We start from the raw sequence: 15,000 nt of genomic DNA, 5'->3' as shown, positions 1-15,000 counted from the left end.
TCGCACCACGTAACACATGATATACACCTTGATACTCTTTCATTTTTTCCATCGCGATTACATCTTTCGGTTCTTGCACGACACAAACAACTGATTGATCTCGATGCGAATCATTACAAATATAACAAGGATCACGATCAGTAATATGTCCACATACAGAACAATACGCTAAATCTCGCTTCGCATTTACAAGTGCTTTCGCAAAACCTAACACATCATCTTCTTTCATATCTAATACGAAAAATGCCAATCGAACCGCTGTTTTCGGTCCGATACCTGGCAACTTCATAAAACTATCGATTAGTTTTGATATTGGCTCTGGATAATGCATGTATCAATATCCCCCTAGAACATTCCACCTGGTAAGTTTAAGCCTTTTGTAAATTTACCCATTGTAGAGTTTGATAGCTCATCGGCCTTTTTAAGTGCATCATTTGTTGCAGCTAACACTAAGTCTTGTAACATTTCGATATCTTCTGGATCTACAACTTCTTCTTTAATCTTCACTTCAAGAATTTGCTTGTGACCATTTGCAATAACTGTAATCATTCCGCCGCCAGCTGTACCTTCAACTGTTTTTTCACCAAGCTCTTCTTGTGCTTTCGCCATGTCTTTTTGCATCTTTTGCATTTGTTTCATCATGTTATTCATATTTCCCATTCCGCCACGCATCATAATTAATTCCTCCTAATTATTATTACTCTTTTATTTCAATGAGTTCTTGTCCTACTAATTTCACTGCCTCTTCTATAAGAGGGTCTTCCTTTTTCTCCGGGCTTTCTTCAGACTCTCCACCTTCACGTTGTAAAAAGTCTTCACGGATTTTACCCCACTCACTTTTTGGAATGGCAATCATATTTAACCTTTTACTTAGCAATTCAAATAAAGCTTGTTCTACTGTATCCATAGCTTCTCGATTTTCGCTCGCCATTTTACAGTGAATCTCATATTGAAATGCTAAAACGTAAGTGTCATCTGAAGCTGCCACTGGTTCACTATTTTCTAGTAAAACAGCAAACGCTACTTTGTTATATGATTTGAGTCTTCCTAACAACTCACCCCATACAGCTTTTAATTGTTCTAAATCTTGACGCTTCGCTTGTTTTAATACTTCATTTACACGCCCGATAGGAATCTTCATACTTCCTGTTCGTACGGTTTTTGGTGTTGCACGTGTCTCTCTTACTTCCTGTTGTACACCAGCTGGCACACCGTTCTTTTTGACTTGCTCTAACTCTTTCTCCAATTGCTGCATCCTGTTCATAATTGCTTGCAAACGATCCGTACCGTTTGCTTGCATCATAAACTGTTGACACAACTGCACCATAACAACTTCTAAGAAAATACGCGGATGATTTGTCCACTTCATTTCCTGTTGTCCCTTACTAAGGGTATGAATAATCTCATAGATCACTTCCGGTTGCATTTCTTCACTCAACTTACGGAATTGATCATCTACAATTACTCGTTCCAACATATGTTCTAGTTGCGGTGAAGTTTGATATAAAAGCATATCACGATAATAGTAAATGAAATCCTCCATAAAACGAACTGGATCCTTCCCTTTACTCATCATTTCATCTATGATCTGTAATGCTCTTGATACATCATTTTCACGTATGCATTCTACTAAATTGCCTAAGTATTGCTGAGAAACAGATCCTGTTACCGCCAATACATCTTCTGTCGTAACAATCTCATCACTATAAGATATAGCCTGATCAATAAGACTAAGCGCGTCACGCATACCACCTTCAGCAGCACGTGCAACAATTTGTAATGCTTCATCTTCCACTTGCGTACCTTCATTCGTCACGACTGTTGATAATCTCTCAACAATATCATTCACTGATATTTTTCGGAATTCAAAACGCTGACAACGCGAAATAATTGTAGGCGGGATCTTATGAGGTTCTGTTGTCGCCAAAATAAAGATAACATGTCCTGGCGGCTCTTCTAAGGTTTTTAAAAGCGCATTGAATGCACCCATAGAAAGCATGTGAACTTCATCAATAATGTATACTTTATATTCTACAGCACTTGGAGCATATTTTACTTTATCTCTAATATCTCGAATTTCATCTACACCGTTATTTGAAGCCGCATCAATTTCTAATACATCTGAAATGGATCCTTGTGTAATTCCTAAACAAGAAGGACATTCATTACAAGGTTCAGCTACCGGAGCATGTTCACAGTTAATTGCTTTTGCAAATACTTTTGCAATTGTCGTTTTTCCTGTTCCCCTCGGACCAGAAAATAAATAAGCATGTGAAACTTTCTCTTGAAGAAGGGCATTTTGCAACGTTTTTGTCACGTGCTTTTGACCGACTACATCTTCGAACTTTTGCGGTCTCCATGTTCGGTATAACGCTTGGTATGACACGAAAATACGGCCTCCCTCAAAGGTTATTATCTCATTTATTATAACCCATTCTGTTTATAGATTCCAAAAGTTATTTTCTATACAAAAAACTCACCTTTGTATTAAGGTGAGTTTTGTATACATATATAACTGCCGTGCACCCTCCGTCGATTACGTACCATAAGCGTTACTCAAGCAGTTAGCTCGGTTCAGGCACTCCTGCGGCACACGAGAAGACCCGCTTATTGCTGCTTCCTTCCGGACCTGACAAGGTTCACGGGGTCCCGTTGCGCAGGACCCAAACGTCAACACCACTTACTTAAGGCAGACCTTACAGCAACATAACCTCGAGAGGGGATTCGGCCTCGCTAGAGCGGATTGCGAGTATAGGGCACCGCTACCTCCCCGCTTAGCACGGCAAAGTTAAAACCAATATTCGGTTGCCTTCATTAAAGGCATTATCAGTATAACTTGTTTCTTTATAAAATGCAAATACGTTAGTTCCCATTGCTTTTCTCCAATTTTTTTATCGCTTTTCTTTTTTTACGAAGCTCCCTAAAAAAGTTTGTTAACAACGTACCGCATTCTTCCTCAAGTACACCAGTTACTACTTCACATTGATGATTGAATCGTTCATCCGTTAAAAGATTCATCAATGTCCCTGCACATCCGCCCTTCGGATCACTTGCACCATATACAACTCGCTTCACTCGCGATAAAACAATTCCACCCGCACACATTGGACAAGGTTCTAATGTTACATACAATGTTGCATCTTCTAAACGCCATGTCCCTAATTTTTTACACGCCTCATCTATCGCTAGCAACTCAGCATGAGCTATTGATCTTTGCTCAGTTTCCCTTAAATTATGAGCAACACTAATTACCTCACCATCTAACACTATAACTGCTCCAATTGGTACTTCCTGCATTTCCTCCGCCTTTTTAGCTTCTTCTATCGCTAATTGCATAAAATAAATATCTCGATCTTGTTCCATAACATAGTCCTTTCATTACAAATAAAGTACACTTATTTCCATTTACTGCACAGGGGATAACTTTTACAAATTCAATCCACCCTAAAAGAAAAAGAGAGGGATTACATATGAAAAATACCGCCTTGCTCATTATCGATATGATTAATGATTTTCAATTTTCCCACGGACCCATTCTAGCTCAAAAATGCGAAACTATAACAAACCCTATTTTACAATTAAAGAAAAAAATGAAATCCTTCGGCTATCCTATAATTTACGTTAATGACCATTATCAACTTTGGAGATCTGATATCGACCAACTTATTACTCATTGTACAAATAAATATAGTGAAAATATAATTCATAAGATTGCTCCAAGTTCTGATGATTACATTTTTATTAAACCACATTATTCCGCTTTTTATGAAACACCTTTAAATTCATTACTAGGTTATTTAAAAATAGAAAATCTAATATTAACAGGAGTTGCCGGGAATATATGCATCCTATTTACAGCTAATGATGCTCATATGAGAAATTATAAATTGTATGTACCACAGGATTGTATCGCCTCTAACAACGACCAAGATAATATACATGCTTTAAAAATAATGGAAACTACATTGAAAGCAAATATAACATCGTCATCCAAAATAAAATTTAATTAATACATATATCTATTTTCTAACTTTTTATATCAAATTAACCCACTCGCTTCCCTCTTGTGCTACAATAATTCTGTTTTGTGTTTTTAGTAGTCACGGTAAATCACTGATTGAAAGGAGGAAACAGCGTGACCGGAGTACCATTTATCACGGTTGAAGGACCAATTGGTGTTGGAAAAACTTCACTTGCGAAGGAAATTTCAACTCACATGCAACTCCACTTACTAAAAGAGATTGTTGATGAAAATCCCTTTTTAGGAAAGTTTTATGAAGACATCGACGAATGGAGTTTTCAAACAGAGATGTTCTTTCTTTGTAATAGATACAAACAATTAGAAGATATTAACATAAAGTATTTGAATCAAAGGAAACCAGTAGTAGCAGATTACCATATCTTTAAAAATTTAATTTTTGCATCCCGCACATTAAAAGACTCTCAATATGACAAGTACATGCAAATTTATCGTATCCTTACACAAGATATGCCTGTGCCAAATGTCATTGTTTATTTAACAGCTAACCTAGAAACATTGCAAAAACGAATCGCCTTGCGCGGAAGAGAATTTGAAAAAAACATGGATCCAAATTACTTACTACAGCTCACAAAAGATTATGAAACAGCAATGGATACTTTTAGAAAAGATCATCCGGAGATACCAGTATTGAAATTTAATGGAGACGATATGGATTTTGTAAAAAATCCTGATGATTTAAACGTCATCCTATCTGCCCTTCAAAATACTCTCTTAAAGGAGTCGAAATAATAATGAATTTAAGGCAAAAATATGATATACCCAATGATGCAGTAATCACTATCGCCGGAACGGTAGGTGTGGGTAAATCAACTATGACAACTGCATTAGCTAATGCTTTAGGTTATCGCACATCATTTGAAAAAGTAGATTCCAATCCATATTTGGACAAATTCTATGCGGACTTCACTCGCTGGAGCTTCCACCTACAAGTGTACTTTTTAGCAGAACGATTTAAGGAACAAAAAAGAATTTTTGAATATGGTGGCGGTTTTGTTCAAGATCGTTCCATTTACGAAGACACTGGAATTTTCGCAAAGATGCATCATGAAAAAGGTACAATGACGGAAACTGATTATGAAACATACAAAGGTTTATTTGACGCTATGGTCATGACTCCTTACTTCCCTCATCCAGACTTATTAATTTACTTAGAAGGTTCTTTCGATGATATTGTCGATCGCATTCAAGAACGTGGGCGCCCAATGGAACAGCAAACACCAATTGAGTACTGGAAAGAAATGCATGGACGTTATGAAAACTGGATTAACAACTTTAATTCATGTCCTGTATTACGCTTAAATATTAATGAGTACGATATTTTAAAAGATGGTGATTCAATCGAACCAATCATTAAAAAAATTAGCCATTTTTTAAAACAAACACGTAAACTTGTAAAATAAAAAACCCGTGCATATGCACGGGTTTTCCTATTAAATTACTTCTTCTTTGTTGGAGCAATAATTTCACTCTCAGGTTTTCCTGCGTTAATACGCTGACGAACAGTACTTGTACTAATATCGTATGCTTCAGCAATCTCTTTAACAGTCATTTCTTTCCCGTTAATTACTGCCGTTAATACTTTACCTGTACGTTTTGGAGCTGCCTCTTTCTTTACAGCTGGTTTTTCAACCTTTTTTGGTGCCTCTACTTTTGTCTCAGCTTGCTTTACATCACAAGTGCAACCACAAAGTTTACGGAATGTATCATCGCTTATAATGCGTGACACATTTGCACCACTGTTTAAAATTCTATTGTTCTTACAGACAGGACATTGTACATAATATAAAGTTTTTCCATCTAAAGGAAACGTTTGTATAATAAGATCCATGTTGACTCCTTTCATATCTATGAAGATAATCATCGGAATATGAGTGTGTAATAAGGACAAAATTACCTTACACCATACTTTATGATTGGTTTTAAAATAAAAACTCGTTACGTGTTGGTAACGAGTTCTCCAATCTCCACTTATATGCGCTGTTGTCAATTATATCTGGAGGAGGTAGAGGGATTCGAACCCCCGCGCGACTCTCGCCGCCTGTCGGTTTTCAAGACCGATCCCTTCAGCCAGACTTGGGTATACCTCCATATTGACATCAAATATAATATCAAAAGAAAAACAGTTAGTCAACCCTACTAAAATAAATTATGAGGAAAGGAAAATTTTACTTTCCCCTTCCTACATTACAGTACTGACAACGCTCATAATTACCAATCACTCATACCGATGAATGTTTAAATTTACTTAATAACTGTTTTTCCTCCCATATAAGGGCGAAGAACTTCTGGAATTATAATTGTACCATCTTCTTGTTGGTAGTTTTCTAAAATAGCTGCAACCGTACGTCCAATTGCAAGACCAGATCCATTTAATGTATGGACATGTTCTGGTTTTCCATTTGGCTCACGGCGGAAACGGATATTTGCACGTCTCGCTTGGAAAGCTTCAAAATTACTACAAGAAGAAATTTCACGATATGTGCCATAGCTTGGAATCCATACTTCAATATCGTATTTCTTCGCTGCTGTAAATCCTAAATCGCCTGTGCACATGCTCATAACGCGATATGGCAACTCTAATAATTGTAACACGCGTTCTGCATCATTTGTTAATTTTTCTAACTCTTCATAAGAATCTTCTGGTTTTACGAACTTCACAAGCTCTACTTTATTGAACTGATGCTGGCGAATTAAACCGCGTGTATCGCGACCAGCTGAACCTGCTTCAGAGCGGAAGCAAGAGCTAAATGCAGCATATCTTATAGGCAATTGCTCTTTATTTAAAATCTCATCACGATGCATATTCGTTACAGGTACTTCAGCTGTTGGAATTAAGAAATAATCTTCACTTTCAATACGGAATGCATCTTCTTCAAACTTTGGAAGTTGTCCTGTTCCTGTCATACTTGCACGGTTTACCATATATGGAGGTAATACTTCTTCATATCCATGCTCATCAGTATGAAGATCAAGCATAAAGCTAATTAAAGCACGCTCTAATCTTGCACCAGCACCTTTGTAAAATACGAAGCGGCTTCCTGTTACTTTCCCAGCGCGTTCAAAATCTAAAATTCCTAAATCAGTAGCAAGATCCCAATGTGGTTTTGGTTCAAAAGTAAATTCTTTCACTTCTCCCCAAGTACGCGCTACTACATTATCATCCTCTGTTTCACCGACTGGAGCAGACTCATGAGGGATATTTGGAATAGATAACATTAATCTTTCTAAGTCTTCTTCAACTGTGCGAAGTTCGTTATCAAAATCCTTTACTTTTTCTCCAACCTCACGCATTTCTAAAATTAGAGCTTCTGCATCTTTCTTTTCGCGCTTTAATACAGAGATTTGTTGAGACACTTCATTACGTTTACTTTTTAATTCTTCTGTCTGAACAAGTAGTTCTCTTCTTCTCGTATCAAGTTCTTCAAAACGTCCGAAATCAGTTAGATCTTCACCTCTATGCTGTAATTTCGCTTTTACTTCTTCAAAGTTTGTACGTAAAAATTTAATATCAAGCATTATATACTCCTCCTTTTATTTTATAAAACACAAAAAACTCCCGTCCCTATATAAAGGGACGGGAGTTAACCCGCGTTGCCACCCTAGTTGAAAGCATTACCGCTTTCCTCTCAAGTAGAAATAACGGCTCTTCACCGGGAATGCTTACTAATCCAAAAGATGTTCCACATTCCATTCCAGGATGGATTCACAAACTGTTTCTATCGATTTCCACCAACCATCGACTCTCTATAAGAAACAACATTTGTTACTATTTCCTATCAACACGCTTATTTTATAAAATTGTTACCATCAATTTACTATAATCTTATACAAGTTGCAAGTTACTTATACAACTTTTTTCATTTTCGCTTCTTTTACCATTTCAACAAAGTATGCTGTGACACGATGATCATCTGTTAATTCCGGATGGAATGAAGCAGCTAAAAACTGATCTTGTCTTACCGCTACCATTCGGTCACCATGCTTAGAAAGCACTTCAACATTATCAGCTACTTCTACAACATACGGCGCACGGATAAATACACCAACGAAGTCTTCACCCACGCCTTCAATTGAAAGCGCAGCTTCAAAACTATCCTTTTGGCGTCCGAACGCATTGCGCTCAACTGTAATATCCATAGCACCAATATGTGCTTCTTCATAGCCAATAAGTGTTTTCGCAAGAAGAATCATCCCTGCACATGTACCAAACATTGGTTTACCAGACTTTGCAAATGTGCGAAGTGGTTCCATGAAAGCATACTTATCAATAAGACGGCGCATTGTTGTACTTTCACCGCCTGGTAAAATAAGACCATCAATCTCTTCAAGTTGCTCTATACGCTTTACAACAACAGCTTCGGCACCACTTGCTTCAACTGATTTTACATGTTCACGAACTGCACCTTGAAGACCTAGTACACCGATTTTCACCATTTTAAAGTTCTCCTTTAATTACCATCCACGCTCTTGCATGCGTTGTTCTGGTAATAACGTTGAAATTTCGATACCTTTCATTGCATTACCTAACCCTTTAGAAAGGCTTGCAATTAGTTCGTAATCTTCATAATGAGTCGTTGCTTCAACGATTGCACGTGCAAATCTCTCTGGGTTTTCTGATTTGAAGATACCAGATCCAACAAATACCCCATCAGCACCAAGTTGCATCATTAATGCAGCATCTGCTGGTGTTGCTACACCACCTGCCGCAAAGTTTACAACTGGTAAGCGACCAAGGCGTTTAATTTCAAGTAATACTTCGTAAGGAGCACCAGTATTTTTTGCATATGTCATTAACTCATCTTCACGTAGACTCGCAACTTGACGGATTTCTGCATTGACTTGGCGCATATGACGCACTGCCTCTACAATGTTTCCTGTTCCTGGTTCACCTTTTGTACGAAGCATAGATGCACCTTCTGCAATACGACGTGCAGCTTCTCCGATATCACGGCAACCACATACAAATGGAACTGTGTAATCACGTTTATTTAAATGGTATACTTCATCAGCAGGAGTTAATACTTCACTCTCATCGATATAGTCTACCCCTAATGATTCTAATACACGTGCTTCTACAAGGTGACCGATACGGCATTTTGCCATAACCGGAATTGACACTGCACCCATAACTTCTTCAACGATTGTTGGGTCTGCCATACGAGAAACGCCACCTGCTGCACGAATGTCTGCTGGTACACGCTCTAATGCCATAACGGCAACTGCGCCTGCCTCTTCTGCAATTTTTGCTTGTTCAGCGTTAATTACGTCCATAATAACGCCGCCTTTTTGCATTTCTGCCATTCCACGTTTTACACGCTCTGTCCCTGTTACATTTGTCATGTACAAAAACCCCCCTAGGTGAATTGCTTTCCCCCGTTAAAGGCGAAAATTAAGAATACTCTTACATTCTACCACTAACTATCAGATGCTTGTCTACTACTTTTTCATAAAGTCGGTATGAAAAATAGGAATAAAAAAAAAGCCCCTACCATGAGGAGCTTTTAAAACCAACCTTTTACTGTATCAACAGCACTATTCCACATACCACTAAAGAATGAACCAATTCCGCGCATAGCACGAGTAAACCAGTTTGCTTCTTCTACTTCAGATGTTGTTACAAGATCCACTTGCAACGACTTACCAGTTAAAAATCCAGGGTCGTTTGTATCTTTTGGTGTAATTACCATTTGACCAAGCGCAGCTCCCTTTTTAATAGGTGCTTCTTGTCCCTTACTTGATTCTTTTAATTCTGTTTTATAAACATCTTTACTTCCTTTTGGCACTGGAAGTGAAATAGCTTGTTTCGTTTGAACTGCTACATCTTTATCTTTCGCATTTTCTACTCTTACTGTTTCTTGTCCTTTTACTGAAGAACCTTTTTTATACATTTGTTTCACTTCAAAGTTAGCAAATCCATAATCATATAGCTTCTTTGTTTCATCAAAACGTGCTGTATGAGAACTTGTTTTAATAACTACAGAAATAAAACGCATACCGTTTCTTTCAACCGTACCAGTGAAGCAATCTCCTGCTTCTGGAGTTGAGCCTGTTTTCAGACCATCTACGCCATCATATTCTTTAACTAAGCCCTTTAACATCCAGTTCCAGTTTGACATTGCAAACTTCTCTTTTTCTGGACGGAATTCTTTTTTAGGAATTTTTGCTGTATCTAACACTTTTGGATAATCTTTAATTAAATGTTGTGCTAAAGTTGCAACATCCTTTGCAGACATTTTATTTTCTTCATCCGCTGTTGTTCCTTCAGGATGCATTCCCTTTAAATCTTTATTCGTTAAACCTGTAGAATTGACAAATTTATAATTTTTCAATCCTAGTTCTTTCGATTTATCATTCATCATTTTTACGAAATCTACTTCTTTACCTGCAATTGCTTCTGCTAATGCAATTGTTGCACCATTTGCAGAAAAGATTGCCATTGCCTCATATAACTCTTTTACTGTATAAGAGCCACCATTTTCTAACGCAACATTTGATAATGAAGCATCTTGTGAAACCTTATATGCATATTCAGAAACCTTAATTTTCTGGTCCCACTTAAGTTTTCCTTTATCCACTGCTTCATGAACTAAATATTCACTCATCATCTTTGTCATACTAGCAATGGATAATAATTCATCTGCATTCTTTTGATATACAATTTTCCCAGAATTCGCTTCTACTAAAATTGCCGCACCTGCTTCAATGTTTAAAGCGGCTCCTGTTTCAGCTGATGCATTGCTATATGGCATAAAAATGCTACAAGCTAGTGTAATCACTGTTACCAAAGCAATGAATCTTTTGCAAAACATACCTTTCACTTTTGTTACCCCCAATATCTATGTACTCACATAACCGTTATTCTAACATAATCAAAAAAAAATAGACAGAGATATCAAATCTCTGTCTATTTGTATATAAGACATTATAATGAGTAGTTTGGAGCCTCTTTTGTAATTTGTACGTGATGAGGATGGCTTTCACGTAAGCCAGCACCTGACATACGAATGAATTGTGCATTCTCGCGTAAGAATTCTAAATCCTGTGCCCCGCAATATCCCATACCCGCACGTAAGCCACCAACTAATTGGTGAACTGTATCTGCTAAAGGTCCTTTATATGGCACTCGTCCTTCGATACCTTCTGGGACAAGTTTTTTATTTCCTTCTTGGAAGTAACGATCTTTACTTCCTTTTTCCATCGCACCGACAGAACCCATACCACGATACACTTTAAATTGACGACCTTGGTAAATTTCAGTTTCTCCAGGACTTTCGGCAACACCAGCAAACATACTACCTAGCATAACAACATGTGCTCCTGCTGCTAAAGCTTTCACCATATCACCAGAGTACTTAACACCGCCATCAGCGATAACTGGAATACCGTGTTTACGAGCTTCGGTTGCACAATCATAAACTGCTGTTAATTGTGGTACACCAACACCAGCTACAACGCGTGTTGTACAAATAGAACCTGGTCCAATACCAACTTTAACTACGTTTGCACCAGCTTCAATTAATGCTTTCGTTGCTTCAGCTGTAGCAACATTTCCAGCGATGATATTTAATGATGGATATTTAGCACGAACTTCTTTTACCTTATCAATAACACCTTTAGAATGCCCATGGGCTGTATCAAGTACAATTGCATCTACACTAGCTTTTACTAATGCATCTATACGAAGCATAGCATCAGCTGTTACACCAACTGCTGCTCCAACTAATAAGCGTCCTTGCTTATCCTTAGCAGAGTTTGGAAATTCAATTACTTTTTCAATATCTTTTATTGTAATAAGCCCTTGTAATACACCGTTATTATCAACAAGAGGGAGTTTTTCAATTTTATACTTTTGTAGGATCTTTTCAGCTTCTTCCAGTGTAGTACCAACTGGAGCTGTAATTAACTGTTCTTTTGTCATTACGTCAGAAATTTTGATTGAGTAGTCTTGGATGAAACGCATATCACGGTTTGTAATAATACCAACTAATTTTCGCTCATCTAAATTATTTACAACCGGTACACCTGAGATACGATATTTTCCCATAAGATGTTCTGCATCATATACTTGATGTTCTGGAGTTAAGAAGAAAGGATCTGAAATAACGCCGCTTTCAGAGCGCTTTACTTTATCAACTTGCTCTGCTTGTTGCTCAATAGACATATTCTTATGAATAATTCCTAAACCACCTTGGCGAGCCATTGCAATAGCCATGTCAGCTTCTGTTACTGTATCCATTCCTGCACTAATTAACGGGATGTTTAGCTGTAAGCTTTCAGATAAAACTGTTTTAACACTTACTTCTCTTGGTAATATATCTGACCTAGCTGGTACAAGTAATACATCATCAAAAGTCAAACCTTCTTTAACAAATTTAGATTCCCACATAATTGTTCCCCCTATGATACCAGAAATTATTATTAGTAGCTTATCAATTGGTTAAAATACTGTCAAGGACGTATATATATGTTAGAATTTTTAGACAATAAAAGGAGCGTAATATATGCATCAAACATCTTATACTTGGCAGCAGTTAAGTTTCTTTTTTTCATCTCAAAACGTACAACGTTATCTTGCCCGTTGTTATGAAAAATCCTCTATTCAGGATGCCGAAAAAAAAAGTTTTGAAAATTGTTATCCCTTTATTTATTACCTAGAACACGGGAAAAATTATTATGAATTATATAAGAAAGCTCCATTTTCTATTCAACCAATGTTGTTATTTTATGGAATTAGTCAACTTTTTAAAGCATGTCTACTAACCATTGATCCTAACTATCCTGAATCCACTACTGTTTTAGCTCATGGCGTTACAACTCGCAAACGAAAAAAACAAGGGTATCAATTTTTAGAAGATGAGGTGAAGGTACAAAAAAACGGATTGTTTACTCATGTTGCAGAACAACTGTTTCACATGAAACACTTAGAAGCAGAAAAATTTAACATGCTAGAACTAATGGGAAATATTCCAGAATTACAAAATTTGTTTCGCTATAGTCAAAAAGGATCAACTTTATATAAAATCGATTCAACAATTAAAAATGAGCTCTCCTTTTCAGTCAACCTACTAGATCGATTACATATGACTAAAGAGAGATTTTCTCGCTACATTGAAACATCTTGTAAGCATTTATCAATGCGACACGTACCTGAGAAAACTAATGAATCGAATTTACTTTTTACGGCGCCCATTCAATCATGGAATCCTATGTACAGTACTCCTTTATACTATGAACATCTTACTAATACTTATTATTTACCACTTACGACTGATCCTAGAAATCCTAAGCCAGTATTACCTGAACTCCTTGTTCATTATTTATTGCTCTATAATTTAAGCATGATTTCTAGGTATGAAACAGATTGGTGGTATGACTTACTTGGAAGCTATGGCTCTGAAGATTATCCATTTATTTATCAATTTCTTAATATTTCTGCTCAAAAAATCCCTTACTATATTTCATCATTTTTACTAACAGAACCTAACCTATTTCATGGGAAATAAAAAAACACAAGTCAAAAGACTTGTGTTTTTAGTTGCTTGGCGACGTCCTACTCTCACAGGGACAAGGTCCCAACTACCATCGGCGCTAGAGAGCTTAACTTCCGTGTTCGGTATGGGAACGGGTGTGACCTCTCTGCCATCATCACCAAACTATTGAAGGCATATTCCTTCAAAACTAGATAACATTTGCTACATATTATATGGTTAAGTCCTCGATCTATTAGTATTCGTCAGCTCCACATGTCACCATGCTTCCACCTCGAACCTATCAACCTGATCATCTTTCAGGGATCTTACTAGCTTACGCTATGGGAAATCTCATCTTGAGGGGGGCTTCATGCTTAGATGCTTTCAGCACTTATCCCTTCCGCACATAGCTACCCAGCTATGCCCTTGGCAGAACAACTGGTACACCAGCGGTGCGTCCATCCCGGTCCTCTCGTACTAAGGACAGCTCCTCTCAAATTTCCTACGCCCACGACGGATAGGGACCGAACTGTCTCACGACGTTCTGAACCCAGCTCGCGTACCGCTTTAATGGGCGAACAGCCCAACCCTTGGGACCGACTACAGCCCCAGGATGCGATGAGCCGACATCGAGGTGCCAAACCTCCCCGTCGATGTGGACTCTTGGGGGAGATAAGCCTGTTATCCCCGGGGTAGCTTTTATCCGTTGAGCGATGGCCCTTCCATGCGGAACCACCGGATCACTAAGCCCGACTTTCGTCCCTGCTCGACTTGTAGGTCTCGCAGTCAAGCTCCCTTATGCCTTTGCACTCTACGAATGATTTCCAACCATTCTGAGGGAACCTTTGGGCGCCTCCGTTACACTTTAGGAGGCGACCGCCCCAGTCAAACTGCCCACCTGACACTGTCTCCCGGGTCGATAAGACCCGTAGGTTAGAATTTCAATACAGTCAGGGCGGTATCCCACCAGCGCCTCCACCGAAGCTAGCGCTCCGGTTTCAATGGCTCCCGCCTATCCTGTACAAACTGTACCAAAATTCAATATCAGGCTACAGTAAAGCTCCACGGGGTCTTTCCGTCCTGTCGCGGGTAACCTGCATCTTCACAGGTACTATAATTTCACCGAGTCTCTGGTTGAGACAGTGCCCAAATCGTTACACCTTTCGTGCGGGTCGGAACTTACCCGACAAGGAATTTCGCTACCTTAGGACCGTTATAGTTACGGCCGCCGTTTACTGGGGCTTCAGTTCAGAGCTTCGCTTACGCTAACCCCTCTCCTTAACCTTCCAGCACCGGGCAGGTGTCACCCCCTATACTTCGCCTTACGGCTTCGCAGAGAGCTGTGTTTTTGCTAAACAGTCGCTTGGGCCTATTCACTGCGGCTTTCCGTTAAGAAAGCACCCCTTCTCCCGAAGTTACGGGGTCATTTTGCCGAGTTCCTTAACCAGAGTTCTCTCGCACACCTTAGGATTCTCTCCTCGCCTACCT

At 38.4% G+C, this 15,000-nt stretch carries 14 protein-coding genes, 1 tRNA gene, 2 rRNA genes, 1 other RNA gene and 1 other annotated feature (2 of these 19 running past the window's edge); of the genes, 4 read left to right on the top strand and 14 right to left on the bottom strand.

Going from position 1 to position 15,000, the window contains the following annotated elements:
- The 5 genes from recR to tadA all read right to left on the bottom strand — a co-directional run.
- A protein-coding gene (gene recR / locus NZ044_RS00135) for a recombination protein RecR (protein WP_000559169.1) crosses the window boundary here: on the bottom strand, positions 1–331 show its 5' portion. 266 nt of this gene lie to the left of the window's left edge; 331 of the gene's 597 nt are visible here — the first part of the coding sequence; its start codon is at positions 329–331; its stop codon lies beyond the left edge, outside the window.
- Positions 332–345: 14 nt separating this feature from the next.
- Entirely contained in the window at positions 346–672 is a 327-nt protein-coding gene (locus NZ044_RS00130; RefSeq protein ID WP_014894853.1) for a YbaB/EbfC family nucleoid-associated protein, read from the bottom strand.
- 25 nt (positions 673–697) lie between these two features.
- Complete coding sequence (dnaX, locus tag NZ044_RS00125; protein ID WP_086402552.1) at positions 698–2,386, bottom strand: DNA polymerase III subunit gamma/tau; 1,689 nt, start codon at positions 2,384–2,386, stop codon at positions 698–700.
- A gap of 132 nt (positions 2,387–2,518) precedes the next feature.
- An RNA gene (gene ffs, locus NZ044_RS00120) (signal recognition particle sRNA large type) lies at positions 2,519–2,783 on the bottom strand.
- 79 nt (positions 2,784–2,862) lie between these two features.
- A complete protein-coding gene (gene tadA, locus NZ044_RS00115; protein ID WP_000434341.1) occupies positions 2,863–3,363 on the bottom strand; it encodes a tRNA adenosine(34) deaminase TadA in 501 nt (166 codons plus the stop codon).
- A 107-nt stretch (positions 3,364–3,470) separates the two neighbouring features.
- On the opposite strand from tadA, the gene NZ044_RS00110 reads away from it, so the two are divergent.
- From NZ044_RS00110 to NZ044_RS00100, 3 genes are all read left to right on the top strand, one after another.
- Positions 3,471–4,010, top strand: coding sequence for an isochorismatase family cysteine hydrolase (locus tag NZ044_RS00110; protein WP_000798738.1), 540 nt, complete (start codon positions 3,471–3,473; stop codon positions 4,008–4,010).
- 125 nt (positions 4,011–4,135) lie between these two features.
- Complete coding sequence (locus tag NZ044_RS00105; protein ID WP_086402551.1) at positions 4,136–4,771, top strand: deoxynucleoside kinase; 636 nt, start codon at positions 4,136–4,138, stop codon at positions 4,769–4,771.
- A 2-nt stretch (positions 4,772–4,773) separates the two neighbouring features.
- Complete coding sequence (locus tag NZ044_RS00100; protein WP_118961987.1) at positions 4,774–5,442, top strand: deoxynucleoside kinase; 669 nt, start codon at positions 4,774–4,776, stop codon at positions 5,440–5,442.
- A gap of 35 nt (positions 5,443–5,477) precedes the next feature.
- On the opposite strand, the gene NZ044_RS00095 is transcribed toward NZ044_RS00100, so the two are convergent.
- From NZ044_RS00095 to guaB, 7 genes are all read right to left on the bottom strand, one after another.
- Positions 5,478–5,870 (bottom strand): DUF3797 domain-containing protein, encoded by a 393-nt coding sequence (locus NZ044_RS00095; RefSeq protein ID WP_000364195.1) that lies wholly within the window; start codon positions 5,868–5,870, stop codon positions 5,478–5,480.
- 166 nt (positions 5,871–6,036) lie between these two features.
- Positions 6,037–6,129, bottom strand: a tRNA-Ser gene (locus NZ044_RS00090).
- A 154-nt stretch (positions 6,130–6,283) separates the two neighbouring features.
- Positions 6,284–7,558, bottom strand: a complete 1,275-nt coding sequence (serS, locus tag NZ044_RS00085) for a serine--tRNA ligase (protein ID WP_000884174.1) — start codon at positions 7,556–7,558, stop codon at positions 6,284–6,286.
- 51 nt (positions 7,559–7,609) lie between these two features.
- Positions 7,610–7,831: a binding site (T-box leader), on the bottom strand.
- A gap of 54 nt (positions 7,832–7,885) precedes the next feature.
- Positions 7,886–8,476: a pyridoxal 5'-phosphate synthase glutaminase subunit PdxT gene (pdxT, locus tag NZ044_RS00080; protein ID WP_000238785.1), complete on the bottom strand. Its 591-nt coding sequence runs from the start codon at positions 8,474–8,476 to the stop codon at positions 7,886–7,888.
- A gap of 18 nt (positions 8,477–8,494) precedes the next feature.
- The gene (gene pdxS, locus NZ044_RS00075; protein WP_000186158.1) at positions 8,495–9,382 is read right to left on the bottom strand and encodes a pyridoxal 5'-phosphate synthase lyase subunit PdxS; all 888 of its coding nucleotides are present in this window, start codon (positions 9,380–9,382) and stop codon (positions 8,495–8,497) included.
- A gap of 161 nt (positions 9,383–9,543) precedes the next feature.
- Positions 9,544–10,851 (bottom strand): D-alanyl-D-alanine carboxypeptidase DacA, encoded by a 1,308-nt coding sequence (dacA, locus tag NZ044_RS00070; RefSeq protein ID WP_127057751.1) that lies wholly within the window; start codon positions 10,849–10,851, stop codon positions 9,544–9,546.
- Between the two features lie 113 nt (positions 10,852–10,964).
- Positions 10,965–12,428, bottom strand: coding sequence for an IMP dehydrogenase (guaB, locus tag NZ044_RS00065; RefSeq protein WP_000264089.1), 1,464 nt, complete (start codon positions 12,426–12,428; stop codon positions 10,965–10,967).
- 115 nt (positions 12,429–12,543) lie between these two features.
- On the opposite strand from guaB, the gene NZ044_RS00060 reads away from it, so the two are divergent.
- Positions 12,544–13,545 (top strand): YaaC family protein, encoded by a 1,002-nt coding sequence (locus tag NZ044_RS00060; RefSeq protein WP_086402548.1) that lies wholly within the window; start codon positions 12,544–12,546, stop codon positions 13,543–13,545.
- 34 nt (positions 13,546–13,579) lie between these two features.
- Here the strand turns inward: NZ044_RS00060 and rrf are convergent.
- Both rrf and NZ044_RS00050 read right to left on the bottom strand, forming a co-directional pair.
- Positions 13,580–13,695 (bottom strand): 5S ribosomal RNA (gene rrf, locus NZ044_RS00055).
- Positions 13,696–13,745: 50 nt separating this feature from the next.
- Positions 13,746–15,000, bottom strand: a 23S ribosomal RNA gene (locus NZ044_RS00050); it runs 1,667 nt beyond the window's last position.

Source organism: Bacillus sp. FSL K6-1338 (assembly GCF_038006965.1).
Classification (GTDB): domain Bacteria; phylum Bacillota; class Bacilli; order Bacillales; family Bacillaceae_G; genus Bacillus_A; species Bacillus_A thuringiensis_S.
Note: the sequence above shows the minus strand (reverse complement) of the source record. Positions and strands in the feature narration are given on the sequence as shown.

Excerpts from the sequence above, each read along its gene's own strand:
- NZ044_RS00130 (WP_014894853.1), bottom strand. The coding sequence starts at position 672 with ATGCGTGGCGGAATGGGAAATATGAATAACATGATGAAACAAATGCAA.
- tadA (WP_000434341.1), bottom strand. The coding sequence starts at position 3,363 with ATGGAACAAGATCGAGATATTTATTTTATGCAATTAGCGATAGAAGAA.
- NZ044_RS00110 (WP_000798738.1), top strand. The coding sequence starts at position 3,471 with ATGAAAAATACCGCCTTGCTCATTATCGATATGATTAATGATTTTCAA.
- NZ044_RS00100 (WP_118961987.1), top strand. The coding sequence starts at position 4,774 with ATGAATTTAAGGCAAAAATATGATATACCCAATGATGCAGTAATCACT.
- NZ044_RS00095 (WP_000364195.1), bottom strand. The coding sequence starts at position 5,870 with ATGGATCTTATTATACAAACGTTTCCTTTAGATGGAAAAACTTTATAT.
- serS (WP_000884174.1), bottom strand. The coding sequence starts at position 7,558 with ATGCTTGATATTAAATTTTTACGTACAAACTTTGAAGAAGTAAAAGCG.
- pdxT (WP_000238785.1), bottom strand. The coding sequence starts at position 8,476 with ATGGTGAAAATCGGTGTACTAGGTCTTCAAGGTGCAGTTCGTGAACAT.
- pdxS (WP_000186158.1), bottom strand. The coding sequence starts at position 9,382 with ATGACAAATGTAACAGGGACAGAGCGTGTAAAACGTGGAATGGCAGAA.
- dacA (WP_127057751.1), bottom strand. The coding sequence starts at position 10,851 with ATGTTTTGCAAAAGATTCATTGCTTTGGTAACAGTGATTACACTAGCT.
- guaB (WP_000264089.1), bottom strand. The coding sequence starts at position 12,428 with ATGTGGGAATCTAAATTTGTTAAAGAAGGTTTGACTTTTGATGATGTA.
- NZ044_RS00060 (WP_086402548.1), top strand. The coding sequence starts at position 12,544 with ATGCATCAAACATCTTATACTTGGCAGCAGTTAAGTTTCTTTTTTTCA.